The following is a 15,060-nucleotide window of genomic DNA, read 5'->3' on the forward strand; positions in this document are numbered from 1 at the left end:
TTTTGCTTACTTTTGCGCTGTTCAAAAGTGAGCCGCCGTAAGGGCGGAACCAATAGCGGCCGTTACCTAACTAACGGATATACACCCCGACCCCCCTCTCACCCCAACAACTCACTCATCGCAATAATCTGCTCCGCCACCTGAATCAGCTTCTGCTGCCGACTCATCGCCTGACGCCGCATCAGCGTGTAGGCCTCTTCCTCATTACACCCCTTCATTTTCATCAACAACCCCTTGGCCGTTTCGATCCGCTTGCGTTCGGCCAACTGCTGATCCCGCGCCTGCAACTGCGCGCGCAGCGCCTGGTCACTCTCGAACCGCGCCATCGCCACATCCAGAATCGGCTGCAACCGCTGCGCCTGAATCCCCTCGACAATGTAGGCACTCACCCCGGACTTTATCGCCTGACGCATCACCCCCGGATCATGCTCATCGGTAAACATCACAATCGGCCGTGGCTGGTCGCGACTCACCAGCACCACCTGCTCCATCACATCGCGTCCCGGCGACTCGGTATCGATCAAAATCACGTCCGGGCGCACCGCTTCGACCCGCGCCGGCAAGTCGATCGTCAACCCCGACTCATCGATCACCTCAAACCCGGCCTCGGTCAACGCAGCCTTGAGCCGCCCGACCTTGCGCGGTGTGTCATTGATCAACAGGATTCGTAGCATGGGTTCCTCCTGTCAGCGCAAGGCCTGGCGGCTGGCAACATCTGCCATGGCATGCAGGCGAAAGCTGCGGGCATACCCGGCCGGGTCCGAACCGTCCCAGATTTTTCCGTCGATCAACTGGCTGCTGCGCATGGCCTCGCCATCGGCAGGCACGCCCACGGCGCTGGCCGCCTGGCGATAGATGTCCAGTTGTTGCACACGCCGGGCAACGCCGAGGTAGTCCGGGTCCTCCCGCAGCAGGCCCCAGCGGCGGAACTGGGTCATGAACCACATGCCATCAGACAGGTAGGGCAGGTTCACCTCGCCGTCGCCATAAAAACGCAGCGCGTGGGGATCCTGCCAGTGGTTGCCGAGGCCGTCATCGTAGTCGCCGAGCAGGCGCGGTTCGATGCAATCGAGCGGGGCGTCGAGGTACTGCGGGGCGCTCAGCAACTGTGCAGTGGAGCGGCGGTTTTCCGTGCTCTGTTCGATAAAACGGCTGGCCTGCAGGATCGCCATCACCAGTACCCGGGCGGTATTGGGGTATTGCTCGACAAATGCCTGGGTGCAGCCGAGGACTTTTTCCGGATGGTCCGGCCACAGTGCCTGGGTGGTGGCCAGGGTAAAACCCTGGTTCTGCTTCACCGCACTGGCGCACCAGGGCTCGCCCACACAAAAGCCGTCGATGCGCCCGGCTTGCAGGTGCGCAACCATCTGCGGCGGCGGCACCACCACACTGTCCACATCCTGCAGGGGATGGATGCCCTGGCTGGCCAGCCAGTAATACAACCACATGGCGTGGGTACCTGTGGGAAAGGTCTGGGCGAAGGTGAGTTTTGTTCGGCTTTGGTGCACGTGGCGGTCCAGTGCCTCAGGACTGGTCACCCCCAGCTGTTGCAGGCCACGGGACAGGTTGATGCTCTGGCCGTTCTGGTTCAGGCCCATCAGCACCGCCATATCGGTGGGTGCCACGCCGCCGATGCCCAGGTGCACGGCGTAGATCAGGCCGTACAGGCTGTGGGCGGCGTCCAGTTCGCCGCTGACCAGGTTGTCCCGCAGGCTGGCCCATGATGACTGGCGCCTGAGATTCAAGGTCAGGCCATAGGGCTGGGCGAAGCCCTGGGTGGCGGCGACCACCACCGAGGCGCAATCGCTCAGGGCCATGAAACCCAGGTTGAGGCTGCTCTTTTCCGGGGCATCGCTGCCGTTGACCCAAGCCAGGGGATCACTCATCAATACGTACCTTTCATAAAAAAACGCCGTTCCGTCGGGTACTCAGAAGAAGAGCCCGGGGTAACGACGTCTGTGTCCTTGAGCCCGTTCCGCCGTTGGCGCGAGCTGCGATAGACAAGGCAAAGCAAGGCACATGCCACGATGCGCACAGGATGGGTTGGGCGTCAGCTTTCCATCAGGATTGAAATCGGCCTGCCTCGCAGTATGGCCGCTCTTTCAGCCCGGGCCATGCAGGCATGTTCAGCCACCTTCACCGTTTCTCGACGCTGCTTTTCGGCCTGCTGCTGCTGGGCAGCCCCGGCGCGTTCGGGGGCTCCTACCAGGCCCGTGATGAAAGCCTGCACACTTTTTTTACCGCGTTGTCCCTGCCGCTGGGGCAGCCGATCGTTGTCAGTCAGGCGGCAGCTCGCAAGCGCATCAGCGGGGCGTTCGATTTCGACTCGCCCCAACCGCTGCTGGAGTCGGTCGCCCAGCAGCAAGGCCTGATCTGGTACACCGATGGCCAGGTGCTTTACCTCTATGACGCCGACGAGGCGAAAAGCTCGGTAGTGACCCTGCGGCATATCTCGGTCGACCTCCTGCGCGGGTTCATGCGCCGTTCGGGGCTCGAAGAGGCGCGCTACCCGCTGCGTGCGAGTGGGGCGCGGGTGTTCTACGTGTCCGGGCCGCCGAACTATGTCGACCATGTGCTGCGCCTGGCCCAACTGATGGACCGCCAGCGTGCGGAACTGCGCCTGGGGCCGCAGCGGATCGGGGTGGTGCAGGTGCTCAACACCCACGTTGCAGACCGCGAGTACAACATGGGCGACAGAACCGTCACGGTGCCGGGCATGGCATCCATGATCGAAAAACTGCTGGCCGTCGAGCAGGAGAGTGCGTCCCCGCGGCAACCCGGATTACTGGCCGACAAGAATATCTCGGTGCTGGCGTACCCGGACACCAACAGCCTGCTGATCAAGGGCAAGCCCGCGCAGGTGAGCTTTATCGAAGGTCTGGTGGCAGAACTGGACGTACCAAAGCGCGCGGTGGAGGTTTCGATGTGGCTGGTGGATGTGGACCGCGGTGAGCTCAAGAAGATCGGCGCGACCATGCACAAGGGGGCGGACAAGCCTTCAGCTACCCGGGTCATGGCACCCATCGAGGACGAAGCATTCATGCAGCGGATCACCGCCTTGGAGTTGCGCAGGCGAGCGAGGGTCACGACGTTGCCGGTGATTCTCACCCAGGAGAATGTGCCCGCGGTTTTCAACGACAACCAGACGTTCTATCTGCCCCGGCCGGGTGAAGACCACGACGAATGGCAACCGGTGGTCTTTGGTACGCAGGTCAGTGTTCTGCCGCGCTTCGCCGAGGCGAATGAAATCGAGATGCTGCTCACCGTCGAGGATGGCCGCCAGATGGGCAAGGCTGCCAGTCGCGACAAACCCTCGGCGGGGGTGGAGCGGATGGGGATCAACACGGTGGTGCGTGTGGCTCCGGGCAGGCGATTGCTGGTGGGGAATTTTCAGCGCGATACCGGCACAGCCTTGCTCGGACGCTACAACGGGCCCATGGCCAACAGTGTGCGATTGTTTGTGATTCAGGCGACGGCGGTCGCAAATGTGCTGCATACCGCTGCCGAGCCGGGGCAGGCGCCGCCGTTGACGCGCTCCCAGCATGAGCAGGTGAAGCGGGCATTTAACCGGGTGACCGAAGGATAAGAACGTTGGTGGCGCCCCTGGGCGGGCATCGCCGAAAGGTCCTACGTGCCCAGTCTGAAAAAATCAGTGCCTATGGGGTTTTTTCCTCTCCTATACAGCGAGTGGGCTTTTTATAGTCGCGACCTTCAGGAAACCAGTGTTGGAAGGTGAGTTGGGTGCGGAGGTACGAATGGCCGTGGTGAACGATGGGGTACTGGCTACCCCCATGGTCTTTGAGCGCTGGACGTTGCACGGTGACGGTAGATTGACCAGTGAAGACTCGGATATTCAACTCCCGCCCAAGGAGTGGCAGGTGTTGCGCCTGTTGCTGTCCTCGGCCGGAGTGCTGGTGACCAAGGACCACTTGCTGGAACAGGCATGGCCCCATAACGAGGCCACGGAAGAGTCCCTGACCCGTTGCATCTGTTCGCTGCGCAAATATTTGAAGGGCGGCAAGGGTCTGATCAAGACGGTATACGGCAAAGGGTACCGGGTGACCTGTGCGGTCAGGATGACCAGCCTGACGGTGGGCGCTGTCTGTTCCACCTGCGGTCGGGGGCAGGCATGAGCAGCGCCCGGTGCAAGGGGGCGCTGCTGCTGATGCTCACGCTCGGCTTCGGCAATGAAGCCCGGGCGTATTGCTGGGCCGAGGCTGCCAGCCGATACGGCATGGAGCCGGAATTGTTGCAGGCCATCGCCGCAGTGGAGTCGGGCTACCGCGCCAAGGCCATGAATTACGCCAACAACAACGGCACCCGTGATATCGGGCTGATGCAGATCAACAGCATTCACCTGCCGCGCCTGCTCAAGGAGGGCATTACCGAGCAGCGCTTGCTGGATGAGCCTTGCCTGTCGGTGGAGGTGGGGGCGTCGATCCTTGCCGACTTCGTCAAACAGTTCGGCTACAACTGGACAGCGATCGGTTCCTACAATGTGGGCGGCGGGCCCGGGCCTCAGCGTGAGGCCCTGCGTCTTCGCTATGCGCAAAAAATCTGGGCCCGCTATGAGGAACTGATGACGCACCGTAACTGACGATTGGACGGCACGCCTCGCATGCAGCCCGTCACCCCGGCTATAATCGCCGCCACCTTTCGCCGCCATCCGAGTCAAGCCCGCCCATGTATACCCTGGCCCGCCAGCTGTTGTTCAAACTCTCTCCGGAAACTTCCCACGATCTGTCCCTGGACTTGATCGGTGCCGGTGGCCGCCTGGGGCTCAATGGCCTGGTGTGCAAGGCCCCGGCGAAAATGCCGGTGTCGGTGATGGGGCTCGATTTCCCCAACCCGGTAGGCCTGGCTGCGGGTTTGGACAAAAACGGCGCGGCCATCGACGGTTTTGCGCAGCTGGGTTTTGGCTTTGTCGAAATCGGCACCGTGACCCCACGGCCGCAGCCGGGCAACCCGAAGCCGCGGATCTTCCGCCTGCCGGAAGCCGAGGCGATCATCAATCGCATGGGCTTCAACAACCTGGGTGTGGATAACCTGCTGTCACGGGTTCAGGCGGCGAAGTACATCGGTATCCTCGGGATCAATATCGGCAAAAACTTCGACACGCCGGTGGAGCGTGCGGTGGATGACTATCTGATTTGCCTGGACAAGGTCTACGCCCACGCCAGCTACGTCACGGTCAACGTCAGCTCGCCTAACACCCCGGGCCTGCGCAGCCTGCAGTTTGGCGACTCCCTCAAGCAACTGCTCGAAGCCTTGCGTCAGCGCCAGGAAGATTTGGCTGTGCGCCACGGCAAGCGTGTGCCCCTGGCAATCAAGATTGCCCCGGACATGAACGACGAAGAGACCGTACTGGTGGCCCAGGCCCTGGTGGATTCGGGCATGGATGCGGTGATCGCCACCAACACCACCCTGAGCCGCGTCGGTGTCGAAGGCCTGGCGTATGGTGACGAAGCGGGCGGCTTGTCCGGTGCGCCGGTACGCGACCAGAGCACCCACATCGTCAAGGTGCTGGCGGCCGAGTTGGCAGGGCGCTTGCCGATCATTGCCGTGGGTGGCATCACCGAGGGCAAGCACGCGGCCGAGAAAATCGCCGCCGGCGCGAGCCTGGTGCAGTTGTATTCCGGCTTTATCTACAAGGGCCCGGCGTTGATTCGCCAGGCGGTGGATGCGATTGCGGCATTGCCGCGCGGCTGACAACAGGCAATAAAAAGGGCTCCTTGAAGGAGCCCCTGGGCCGAAGCCCGCCGCCCGGATGGGGCGTGCGTGGTTAAGTGGTTGCGTATTCGTGCTGGTGTCGGAATTAAATGCCCTTGATTAGCCGACGGCGTGAAGTTCGTTGAGTCTGTGGATTCCCGCAGTGCCAGTCATACCGTCCCAGTTGTCGCCGCGTCCTTCTCGCCAGCCGTTGATCCAGGCTTGGCGTACCGACGGTAGAGTAAATGGGCAAAGCTCACGGGATTTGCCATGAACGCCATATTGATATCCGCGTAAAAATGCTCTTTCCAACGGATCACGCTTAAGTCTTCTCATAGGGTGTTTCCCTCACTTGTTGACTGTCTTGATATCCTTCGGCCTCGTCCGAGGCCGGGCAGAGTTTTTCTGCCGTTGGTGCGCTCGCTGCCGGCGTGGCGAGCTATGTGTCGGCGTCGTTACGGCGCCAACCTGTGTTGAGTTCTAACCAATAGGTCACATGGATTCAATGATCGTTTTGTCATAAGCACGTAACGATAACGATGCTATAGCCATAAGCTGGGATGGCTTTTCGCCCCTTTTATTGGGCAAACCCAGCTATGATGTGCCCTTCAAAGAGGATGGGTTTAATCCTTTAGTGAGAATGTCCGCCTGTTGCAGTCGGTTATTATTCGACGAAGGGTCGGAATGTTTCTTCTTGTTGCTCCAAATACTTGAACTGCCCCGTCGATAAAGGCCCGAAAGGCCGGTAGCCGGGGTGGAACGGCACATTCGTGCCACACGAGCGCTCTTCAAGAAAAGCGCTTGATTGAAAACCGAACGCGCGATGCGTCGCCCGTTCACTTATTGCTGAAAAGCCTGGAATGCCCCATGTCGGACCGTTTTGAACTCTTCCTCACCTGCCCCAAGGGCCTCGAAGGCCTGCTGATCGAGGAAGCCGTCGGGCTTGGCCTTGAGGAAGCCCGCGAGCACACCTCGGCCGTGCGCGGCATGGCCGACATGGAGACCGCCTACCGCCTGTGCCTCTGGTCGCGCCTGGCCAACCGCGTGTTGCTGGTGCTCAAGCGCTTCCCGATGAAGGACGCCGAAGACCTGTACCACGGGGTGCTGGACATCGAGTGGGAAGACCACATGCTCGCCGACGGCACCCTGGCCGTTGAATTCAGCGGCCATGGCTCGGGCATCGACAACACCCACTTCGGCGCGCTGAAGGTCAAGGATGCGATTGTCGACAAGCTGCGCACCCCGACTGGCGAACGTCCATCCATCGACAAGATCAACCCGGACCTGCGCATCCACCTGCGCCTTGACCGTGGCGAAGCGATCCTTTCCCTTGATTTGTCCGGCCACAGCCTGCACCAGCGCGGTTACCGCCTGCAGCAGGGCGCGGCACCGTTGAAAGAGAACCTGGCGGCGGCGATCCTGATTCGCTCCGGCTGGCCGCGCATCGCTGCCGAAGGCGGCGCGCTGACGGACCCGATGTGCGGCGTCGGTACCTTCCTGGTGGAAGGCGCGATGATCGCCGCCGACATGGCGCCCAACCTGAACCGTGAGCTGTGGGGTTTCACCGCCTGGCTTGGCCACGTTCCGGCGCTGTGGAAAAAACTTCACACAGAGGCCAGCGAGCGTGCCGCCATCGGCATGGCCAAGCCACCGCTGTGGATTCGTGGTTACGAGGCGGATCCTCGCCTGATCCAACCCGCCCGTAACAACATCGAACGCGCAGGCCTTAGCCACTGGATCAAGATCTACCAGGGCGAAGTCGGTACCTTCGAGCCGCGTCCGGACCAGAACCAGAAAGGCCTGGTGATCTGCAACCCGCCGTATGGCGAGCGTCTGGGTGATGAAGCCAGCCTGTTGTACCTCTATCAGAACCTCGGCGAGCGTCTGCGCCAGGCGTGCCTGGGCTGGGAAGCGGCGGTGTTCACCGGTGCTCCGGACCTGGGCAAGCGCATGGGCATCCGCAGCCACAAACAGTATTCGTTCTGGAACGGCGCCTTGCCGTGCAAATTGCTGCTGATCAAGGTCACCCCGGACCAGTTCGTCACCGGCGAGCGTCGCACCCCGGAACAACGCCAGGCCGAGCGCGAGCAAGCGGCCTACGACCAGGCGCCGACCGAGCCGCAAGAGCGCCAGTACAACAAGAACGGGAACCCGATCAAACCCGCCCCGGCCCCAGTGGTCGAGCAGGCGCGCTTGAGCGAAGGCGGGCAGATGTTTGCCAACCGCCTGCAAAAGAACCTGAAACTGCTGGGCAAGTGGGCCAAGCGCGAAGGCGTCGATTGCTACCGTGTGTACGATGCCGACATGCCGGAATACTCCATGGCCATCGACCTGTACCACGACTGGGTCCACGTCCAGGAATACGTGGCGCCGAAGTCGATTGACCCGGAAAAAGCTTCGGCACGCATGTTCGATGCCCTGGCGGCCATTCCCCAGGCGCTGGGCATCGACAAGAACCGTGTGGTGGTCAAGCGTCGCGAACGCCAGAGCGGCACCAAGCAGTACGAGCGCCAGAGCGCCCAGGGCAAGTTCACCGAGGTCAGCGAAGGCGGCGTCAAGTTGCTGGTCAACCTGACCGATTACCTGGACACCGGCCTGTTCCTCGACCACCGTCCAATGCGCATGCGCATCCAGAAAGAGGCGGCCGGCAAGCGCTTCCTCAACCTGTATTGCTACACCGCCACCGCCAGTGTGCACGCCGCCAAGGGTGGTGCGCGCAGCACCACCAGCGTCGACCTGTCGAAGACCTACCTGGACTGGGCGCGCCGCAACTTCTCCCTCAACGGTTTCTCCGACAAGAACCGCCTGGAGCAGGGCGACGTGATGGCCTGGCTGGAAGCCAGCCGCGATGAGTTCGACATGATCTTCATCGACCCGCCGACCTTCTCCAACTCCAAGCGCATGGAAGGCATCTTCGACGTGCAACGCGACCACGTGCAGTTGCTGGACCTGGCCATGGCACGCCTGGCGCCGGGCGGCGTGTTGTACTTCTCGAACAACTTCCGCAAGTTCCAGCTGGAAGACAACCTCGTCGAGCGGTATGCCGTCGAAGAGATCAGCGACAAGACCATCGACCCGGATTTTGCGCGTAACGCCAAGATCCATCGGGCGTGGAAAATCACCGCGCGCTGATCACTGCGTTCTGAAGCCGCAGGCCCGGATCATTCCGGCCCTGCGGCTTTTTTTTGCGCTGGTCAAACGCAAGTCCTGTGGCTATAACTTAGGACCTGGCCAAAGTGACGCACCCGCACGCTGGCGTTCCGAGTCTTGTCTATGCCGCTGCATGCCGTCCGCCCGAAAATCCTAGGCTTTATCAGTGAGCAGGTGTCGGCGTGGCTGGTGGCGGTGGTGGTGTTGCTGGCCGGTATCGCGCTGACGATTGTCGTCGCCTGGGCCGCGTCCGAGCTTTACCAGCAGCAGATGCGCCAGCGCTTTCAACTGCTGGTCAACGAGCGCTACAGCCGCCTCCAGGAGCGTTTCGAGGACCAGGAACAACGCCTGGGCAGCCTGCGGCGGTTCTTCGTCAATTCAAATACAGTCTCGCGCAAAGAGTTCGAAGGGTTCGCGCAGCCCTTGCTGTTGCGTACCCGCGCCTATGCCTGGGCTCCCCGGGTTTTGCGTGACCAGCGCGGTGCGTTCGAGCAGGCAATCACGGCGGAGCGCGGTGCGAATTTCTCCATTCGTGAATTGAATGCGGCGGGCGAACTGACCCCGGCGACTGATCGCGATGAGTATGTGCCGGTGCTGTACAGCCAGACCCAGAGCATTCTTGGCTCGCCGCTGGGTTTTGACCTGTTGGCCCAGCCACTGCGGCGCTCGACGGTGGAGCGTGCGCAACAGTCAGGGAAGATGGCGGTGTCCCAGCCCATGCAACTGGTGGGTGTGGAGCCGGCCTATGCCATGGGTGTATTGCTGGTGGCACCGGTCAGCCGGGCACCGACGACACAAGTGCCCAACAGTGAACCTTACGGCTACGTCATGGCGGTGATCAGCATGCGCCAGCTGGTGGCCGATGGCTTGCCCAAGGCCGCACGGGACAACCTGGTGATGCAGATTGTCGACACCTCCGATGCAGAGCAACGGGTGTTGTACGAATCCAGCAACCCCGTGGCAGACAGTGACCTGGTGGCAGCACGCCGGCTGACGCTCGGCGACCACGTCTACGCCTTGAGCCTGCGCCCCAGCCAGGTGTTCCAGCAGGGCAATCACTCGTCGCTGGTCAGTATCCTGGTCATGGGCAGCCTGCTGAGTGTGCTGCTCAGTGCGTTGCTCTACGTGGTGGTCAGCCAGCGCCAGCGCGCATTGAAGCTGGTGGAGCAGCGCACCGCCCAATTGCGTCAGCGGGAACAGGAGCTGCGAGGCACCCACGGCCAACTGCGCAGCGTGCTCAATGCGGCCACCCAGGTGGCGATCATCGCGACGGACTTGCGCGGTGTGATCACCACCTTCAACGCCGGCGCCGAGCAGATGCTGGGCTTTGAAGCACAAGAGGTACTGGGCCACCTGACCCTCGAAAGCCTGCACCTGGCCCCCGAGCTGGAAGCCCGTGCCGCGCAATTGAGCGCAATCCTCGGCAAGCGCATCGCGCCAGCCCAGGCGATGCTGGTGGACAGCGCCGATGCAGTGCATGAGGCCCGCGAGTGGACGCTGGTACGCAAGGACGGCAGCCAACTGACGGTAAACATGCTCGCCACTGTTCTGCTGGACGAGCATGGCCTGTGGGTCGGGCACCTGGCGATCTGCCTGGATATCACCGAGCAGAAGCGCGCCTATGAGGCACTGGCCGCGCGGGACCGCCTGCTGAAGAAACTCAGCGCCCATGTGCCCGGCGGTATTTTCCAGTTCATCCTGGAACCGAACAATGTCTCGCGTTTCATTTATGCCAGCGATGGCATCCGCGACATCTACGAAATCGAGCCTGGGGTGTTGCAGCAGGACGCGCGAAAGGTCTTCGAGCGGATTCATCCGCTGGATGTCGAGCGGGTACGGGAGTCCATTCGCCTGTCCACCCTGCAACTGAGCCATTGGCGTGAAGAATACCGGGTGCAGTTGCCCCATCGGGGGCTGCGCTGGGTTCGCGGTGAGGCGACGCCGGAAGAGCTGGCCGGTGGTGGTACGTTATGGCATGGCTATGTGTCGGATATTTCCGATCTCAAGCGGGTCGAGGAAGAGCTGCGGGCGCTGTCGATTACCGATTCCCTGACCGGCATTCATAACCGACGCTACTTCCAGGACCGGCTGAAGGCCGAGATGATCCGGGTCAAGCGTGCCTCGGGGGCGTTGTCGGTGATCATGTTCGACATCGATCACTTCAAGCGCATCAACGACCAGCATGGTCACGCGGTGGGTGATGAAGTGCTCAAGGAGTTATGCCGGCGCATCAGCCAGCGGTTACGACGCACGGATGTGTTTTGCCGGCTGGGCGGCGAGGAGTTTGTGGTGCTGTGCGCCAATACCGACGGCAGCCAGGCGTTCAATGTTGCCCTGGAGTTGTGGCAGGCGTTGCGCGGTGAGCCGATGGAAGGTGTCGGCACGGTGACGGCGAGCTTCGGGGTCGCCAGTTGGCGGGTCGAGGAGGGCGTCGACAGCTTGTTGCTGCGGGCGGATTCGGGTGTCTATGCCGCCAAGCAGGCGGGCAGGGACAGAGTTGAGGCAGAGCGGGTGCTTGCCTGAAGTGCACGGCCATTCAAGCTATTAGAGATCAATGTGGGAGCTGGCTTGCCTGCGATAGCATCACCTCGGTATTCCTGATAGACCGAGGCGTCTGCATCGCAGGCAAGCCAGCTCCCACATTTGATATTTGCTGCTGTTAGAGGACCGGGGCCGCCGCCGCCAGTTTCGGCTGGCGATACAGGTCCAGCAGCACCTGGTCCAGTACCGAGGACGCGCCCCACGGTTTCGGATCGTTGAGAATCGCCACCACAGCCCAGGTATTGCCATTGTTGTCGCGGCTGAACCCGGCAATCGCCCGCACGGTGTTCAGGGTGCCGGTCTTGACGTGGGCTTCGCCGCGCATGGCCGTGGTCTTCAGGCGTTTACGCATGGTGCCGTCGGTGCCGGCAATCGGCAGCGAACTGATGTACTCCGCCGCGTACGGGCTTCTCCACGCCGCTTGCAGCATGGTCGCCATCTCGCGGGCGCTGACCCGTTCAGCACGGGACAGGCCGGAGCCGTTCTCCATCACAAGGTGCGGCGCGGTGATGCCTTTTTTCGCCAGCCACTGGCGCACCACGCGCTGGGCGGCCTTGGCGTCGTCGCCGTCGGCATCGGTGCGGTACTGCGCACCCAGGCTCAGGAACAACTGCTGGGCCATGGTGTTGTTACTGTATTTGTTGATGTCGCGGATGATCTCCGCCAGGTCCGGCGAGAACGCACGAGCCAGCACTTTGGCGTTCTTCGGTACCGGCGCCTGGATGTCGCGGCCCTGGATGCTGCCGCCCAGTTCCTTCCAGATCGCCCGAACGGCGCCGGCGGTGTAGGTGGCGTGGTCCAGCAACGACAGATACGTCTGCGAACTGCAGCCGTCCGCCAACTGGCCGCTGACGGTCACGGTGACGCTGCCGTCGGCGGCGGTCATCGGGCTGTAGCGCACATCGCCGGTGCATTGCTTGGCGTTGGAGACCTTGACCTGGTTGTCGATGCGGATGCTCGCAATCGGTGGCTCGACCGAGACCAGCACCTTGCCCGAATCATTGCGGGTGACGAAGCGCAGCGCCTTGAGGTTGACCATCAAGGCATCGGGCTTGACCAGGAACGGCTTGTTCTCGTCGTTGCCGTCGTCATTGAACTCCGGCAGTTGCGGCGGGATGAAGAAGCCACGGTCCAGCACCAGGTCGCCGGTCACTTGCTGCACGCCATTGGCCCGCAGGTCGCGCATCAGCAGCCAGAGTTTTTCCATGTTCAGCTTGGGGTCGCCGCCGCCCTTGAGGTACAGGTTGCCGTTCAGGATCCCGCCGCTCAGGGTGCCGTCGGTGTAGAACTCGGTTTTCCACTGATGGTTGGGACCGAGCATTTCCAGGGCCGCGTAGGTGGTGACCAGCTTCATGGTCGAGGCCGGGTTGACCGACACGTCAGCGTTGAACACGGTAGGTGTGCCCGGGCCATTGAGGGGAATCATCACCAGGGACAGGGCATTGTTTTGCAGCTTGGCTTTCTGGAGGGCTTCCTGGACCTTGGGCGGCAGGGAAGTGTTGATCGGGGCGGCGGTAACGGAAAAGGCCAGGGGCAGAAGAAAACTGGCGAGTAACAGTGGACGCAAAGATTTGATCATAAGAATTAAAACCCTACTGCTGAGGGGGTAAAAAGGTGAGGGGTATGTACGAAAAATCCCTCAATGGTCATGAAAGTGTCGGCATTATGCCCCAAGGCTGTCGCACTTGTGGCTGAACGATAGCTGCAATTGGCGGTTTTTTTTACTGGCACTCTGCCGCCTGTCCCAGAGAATCGGGCAAAGGCCTGCTTAAACTGCTAAAGTGCCGCCCGTTATTACTTAAGAGGATTGTTCCAATGGCGACTAACCGTTCCCGGCGTCTGCGCAAAAAACTGTGCGTTGATGAATTTCAAGAGCTGGGTTTCGAACTGAACCTGGACTTCAAAGAAGGTTTGGACGATGAAGCGGTTGACGCTTTCCTCGAAGCATTCCTGACTGAAGCGATGGACGGCAACGGCCTGGACTACGTCGGCGGTGATGACTTCGGTCTGGTTTGCAAAGCCACCCGTGGTTCGGTCAACGAAGAACAGCGTGCCGCTGTTGAAGCGTGGCTGAAGGCTCGTCCAGAGCTGACCCGCGTTGAAGTCAGCGCCCTGCTGGACGCTTGGCACCCAGAAAAGCCGATCAACCCGGCAGTCTGATGTCATGAAAAAGCGACCCGCCCGGGTCGCTTTTTCGTTACTGGGTCTAAAGAATCAGGCCTTGCGCCAGTTCAGAATCACCAGCGTCAACACCCCCGCGACAATTCCCCAGAACGCCGAACCGATGGAAAACAACGTCAACCCCGACGCTGTGACCATGAAGGTGATCAACGCAGCTTCCCGTTCCCTGGGTTCATTCATGGCGATGCTCAGGCCATTGATGATCGAGCCAAACAACGCCAGTGCCGCAATCGACAGCACCAGTTCCTTGGGCAGGGCGGCGAATAACGCGGCCAATGTCGCGCCAAACACCCCGGCGATCCCGTAGAAAATCCCGCACCAGACCGCGGCGGTGTAGCGCTTGTTGCGATCCTCATGGGCATGAGGGCCGGTGCAGATCGCCGCGCTGATGGCTGCCAGGTTGATGCCATGGGAGCCAAACGGCGCCAGCACCAGCGAGGCCAGGCCGGTGGTAGTAATCAATGGCGACGCCGGTACGTTATAGCCGTCGGCCCGCAGCACCGCGACACCCGGCATGTTCTGCGAGGTCATGGCCACCACGAACAGCGGGATGCCGATGCTGATGGTCGCGGCCAGGGAGAAGTGCGGCGTGGTCCACACCGGCGTTGCCACTTCCAGGTGAAAGCCACTGAAATCCAGCAGCCCCATCAGCCCGGACAGCGCCGTGCCGATCAGCAGTGCCGCGAGCACGGCATAACGCGGCGACAGGCGCTTGATGACCAGGTAAGTGAAGAACATCCCCAGCACCAGACCGGTACGGTGCTGCGCGGCGACGAAAATCTCGCTGCCGATCTTGAACAGAATCCCCGCCAGCAAGGCGGCCGCCAGGGACGCGGGGATGCGCTTGACGAGTTTTTCGAAGCTGCCGGTCAGCCCACAGATGGTCACCAGCACCGCGCAGGTGATGTAGGCGCCGATGGCCTCGCCGTAGCTGACGCCGCCCAGGCTGGTGATCAACAGCGCCGCGCCCGGTGTGGACCAGGCAATGGTGATCGGCGTGCGATAGCGCAGGGACAGACCAATGCTGCACACCGCCATGCCGATGGAAATCGCCCAGATCCACGAGGAAATTTGCGCGGTGGTCAGGCCCGCAGCCTGGCCAGCCTGGAACATCAGCACCAGGGAGCTGGTGTAGCCGGTCATCATGGCAATGAAACCGGCGACGATGGCCGAAGGCGAAGTGTCGGCCAGTGGGCGTAATCGCGCTTGGGGGACGTCGGACATGGGGCGGTGTTCCTTTTACCGGGCTGTCTGTAGGAGCGAGCTTGCTCGCGAAGGTCGTTAACGATGACGCTGGCATCCTGACTGAATGCGGTGCTTATACGTTTTTCGCGAGCAAGCTCGCTCCTACAAAGGAGAAAGTGCGGAATCAAGCCTAAACTCAAACGTAACGATTCATTGCAATACAGCCGGCGCCGCAAACAGCCGTACAGTGTGTTGGCGCACTGGGTTGTGTACAATGTGCGCTGATTTTACGCG

Annotated in this window: 12 protein-coding genes; 7 read left to right on the forward strand and 5 right to left on the reverse strand. The window is 61.6% G+C overall.

The window, feature by feature from the left end:
* Positions 1 to 98: 98 nt before the first annotated feature.
* Together HX805_RS20300 and HX805_RS20305 are read right to left on the reverse strand one after the other, a co-directional pair.
* Entirely contained in the window at positions 99 to 674 is a 576-nt protein-coding gene (locus HX805_RS20300) for an ANTAR domain-containing response regulator (RefSeq protein WP_003219125.1), read from the reverse strand.
* A 12-nt stretch (positions 675 to 686) separates the two neighbouring features.
* Positions 687 to 1,886 (reverse strand): CmpA/NrtA family ABC transporter substrate-binding protein, encoded by a 1,200-nt coding sequence (locus HX805_RS20305; protein WP_177080446.1) that lies wholly within the window; start codon positions 1,884 to 1,886, stop codon positions 687 to 689.
* A gap of 236 nt (positions 1,887 to 2,122) precedes the next feature.
* Here HX805_RS20305 and sctC point away from each other — a divergent pair, with 236 nt between their 5' ends.
* The 4 genes from sctC to HX805_RS20325 all read left to right on the forward strand — a co-directional run bounded on the left by sctC (position 2,123) and on the right by HX805_RS20325 (position 5,709).
* Positions 2,123 to 3,586, forward strand: a complete 1,464-nt coding sequence (sctC, locus tag HX805_RS20310) for a type III secretion system outer membrane ring subunit SctC (protein WP_003219121.1) — start codon at positions 2,123 to 2,125, stop codon at positions 3,584 to 3,586.
* A 169-nt stretch (positions 3,587 to 3,755) separates the two neighbouring features.
* Complete coding sequence (locus tag HX805_RS20315; protein ID WP_023659087.1) at positions 3,756 to 4,133, forward strand: winged helix-turn-helix domain-containing protein; 378 nt, start codon at positions 3,756 to 3,758, stop codon at positions 4,131 to 4,133.
* Positions 4,130 to 4,597, forward strand: a complete 468-nt coding sequence (locus tag HX805_RS20320) for a transglycosylase SLT domain-containing protein (RefSeq protein ID WP_003219119.1) — start codon at positions 4,130 to 4,132, stop codon at positions 4,595 to 4,597. Before HX805_RS20315 ends, HX805_RS20320 begins: the two co-directional genes overlap by 4 nt.
* A gap of 86 nt (positions 4,598 to 4,683) precedes the next feature.
* Positions 4,684 to 5,709 carry a quinone-dependent dihydroorotate dehydrogenase gene (locus HX805_RS20325; protein ID WP_177080447.1) on the forward strand — a complete coding sequence of 342 codons (1,026 nt, stop codon included), beginning with the start codon at positions 4,684 to 4,686 and terminating at the stop codon, positions 5,707 to 5,709.
* 120 nt (positions 5,710 to 5,829) lie between these two features.
* Here the strand turns inward: HX805_RS20325 and rmf are convergent, their stop codons facing one another.
* Positions 5,830 to 6,045, reverse strand: a complete 216-nt coding sequence (gene rmf, locus HX805_RS20330) for a ribosome modulation factor (protein WP_002553055.1) — start codon at positions 6,043 to 6,045, stop codon at positions 5,830 to 5,832.
* A 531-nt stretch (positions 6,046 to 6,576) separates the two neighbouring features.
* Between rmf and rlmKL the strand changes: the two genes are divergently transcribed.
* Positions 6,577 to 8,841 (forward strand): bifunctional 23S rRNA (guanine(2069)-N(7))-methyltransferase RlmK/23S rRNA (guanine(2445)-N(2))-methyltransferase RlmL, encoded by a 2,265-nt coding sequence (gene rlmKL, locus HX805_RS20335; protein WP_003219107.1) that lies wholly within the window; start codon positions 6,577 to 6,579, stop codon positions 8,839 to 8,841.
* A 141-nt stretch (positions 8,842 to 8,982) separates the two neighbouring features.
* The gene (locus tag HX805_RS20340; RefSeq protein ID WP_177080448.1) at positions 8,983 to 11,382 is read left to right on the forward strand and encodes a diguanylate cyclase; all 2,400 of its coding nucleotides are present in this window, start codon (positions 8,983 to 8,985) and stop codon (positions 11,380 to 11,382) included.
* A 136-nt stretch (positions 11,383 to 11,518) separates the two neighbouring features.
* On the opposite strand, the gene dacB is transcribed toward HX805_RS20340, so the two are convergent.
* The gene (dacB, locus tag HX805_RS20345) at positions 11,519 to 12,979 is read right to left on the reverse strand and encodes a D-alanyl-D-alanine carboxypeptidase/D-alanyl-D-alanine-endopeptidase (protein WP_003219103.1); all 1,461 of its coding nucleotides are present in this window, start codon (positions 12,977 to 12,979) and stop codon (positions 11,519 to 11,521) included.
* Between the two features lie 236 nt (positions 12,980 to 13,215).
* On the opposite strand from dacB, the gene HX805_RS20350 reads away from it, so the two are divergent.
* A complete protein-coding gene (locus tag HX805_RS20350; RefSeq protein ID WP_003219101.1) occupies positions 13,216 to 13,560 on the forward strand; it encodes a YggL family protein in 345 nt (114 codons plus the stop codon).
* A gap of 54 nt (positions 13,561 to 13,614) precedes the next feature.
* Here HX805_RS20350 and HX805_RS20355 read toward each other — a convergent pair whose 3' ends face one another.
* Positions 13,615 to 14,805: a benzoate/H(+) symporter BenE family transporter gene (locus HX805_RS20355; RefSeq protein WP_008437554.1), complete on the reverse strand. Its 1,191-nt coding sequence runs from the start codon at positions 14,803 to 14,805 to the stop codon at positions 13,615 to 13,617.
* Positions 14,806 to 15,060: the final 255 nt, after the last annotated feature.

The organism is Pseudomonas sp. G5001, assembly GCF_013385475.1.
Taxonomy (GTDB): Bacteria; Pseudomonadota; Gammaproteobacteria; order Pseudomonadales; family Pseudomonadaceae; genus Aquipseudomonas.

What these genes read in the sequence shown, in the direction of transcription:
- HX805_RS20350 (WP_003219101.1), top strand. Translation starts at nt 13,216, where the DNA reads ATGGCGACTAACCGTTCCCGGCGTCTGCGCAAAAAACTGTGCGTTGAT.
- HX805_RS20340 (WP_177080448.1), top strand. Translation starts at nt 8,983, where the DNA reads ATGCCGCTGCATGCCGTCCGCCCGAAAATCCTAGGCTTTATCAGTGAG.
- rmf (WP_002553055.1), bottom strand. Translation starts at nt 6,045, where the DNA reads ATGAGAAGACTTAAGCGTGATCCGTTGGAAAGAGCATTTTTACGCGGA.
- HX805_RS20300 (WP_003219125.1), bottom strand. Translation starts at nt 674, where the DNA reads ATGCTACGAATCCTGTTGATCAATGACACACCGCGCAAGGTCGGGCGG.
- HX805_RS20355 (WP_008437554.1), bottom strand. Translation starts at nt 14,805, where the DNA reads ATGTCCGACGTCCCCCAAGCGCGATTACGCCCACTGGCCGACACTTCG.
- rlmKL (WP_003219107.1), top strand. Translation starts at nt 6,577, where the DNA reads ATGTCGGACCGTTTTGAACTCTTCCTCACCTGCCCCAAGGGCCTCGAA.
- sctC (WP_003219121.1), top strand. Translation starts at nt 2,123, where the DNA reads ATGTTCAGCCACCTTCACCGTTTCTCGACGCTGCTTTTCGGCCTGCTG.
- HX805_RS20315 (WP_023659087.1), top strand. Translation starts at nt 3,756, where the DNA reads ATGGCCGTGGTGAACGATGGGGTACTGGCTACCCCCATGGTCTTTGAG.
- HX805_RS20305 (WP_177080446.1), bottom strand. Translation starts at nt 1,886, where the DNA reads ATGAGTGATCCCCTGGCTTGGGTCAACGGCAGCGATGCCCCGGAAAAG.
- HX805_RS20320 (WP_003219119.1), top strand. Translation starts at nt 4,130, where the DNA reads ATGAGCAGCGCCCGGTGCAAGGGGGCGCTGCTGCTGATGCTCACGCTC.
- HX805_RS20325 (WP_177080447.1), top strand. Translation starts at nt 4,684, where the DNA reads ATGTATACCCTGGCCCGCCAGCTGTTGTTCAAACTCTCTCCGGAAACT.
- dacB (WP_003219103.1), bottom strand. Translation starts at nt 12,979, where the DNA reads ATGATCAAATCTTTGCGTCCACTGTTACTCGCCAGTTTTCTTCTGCCC.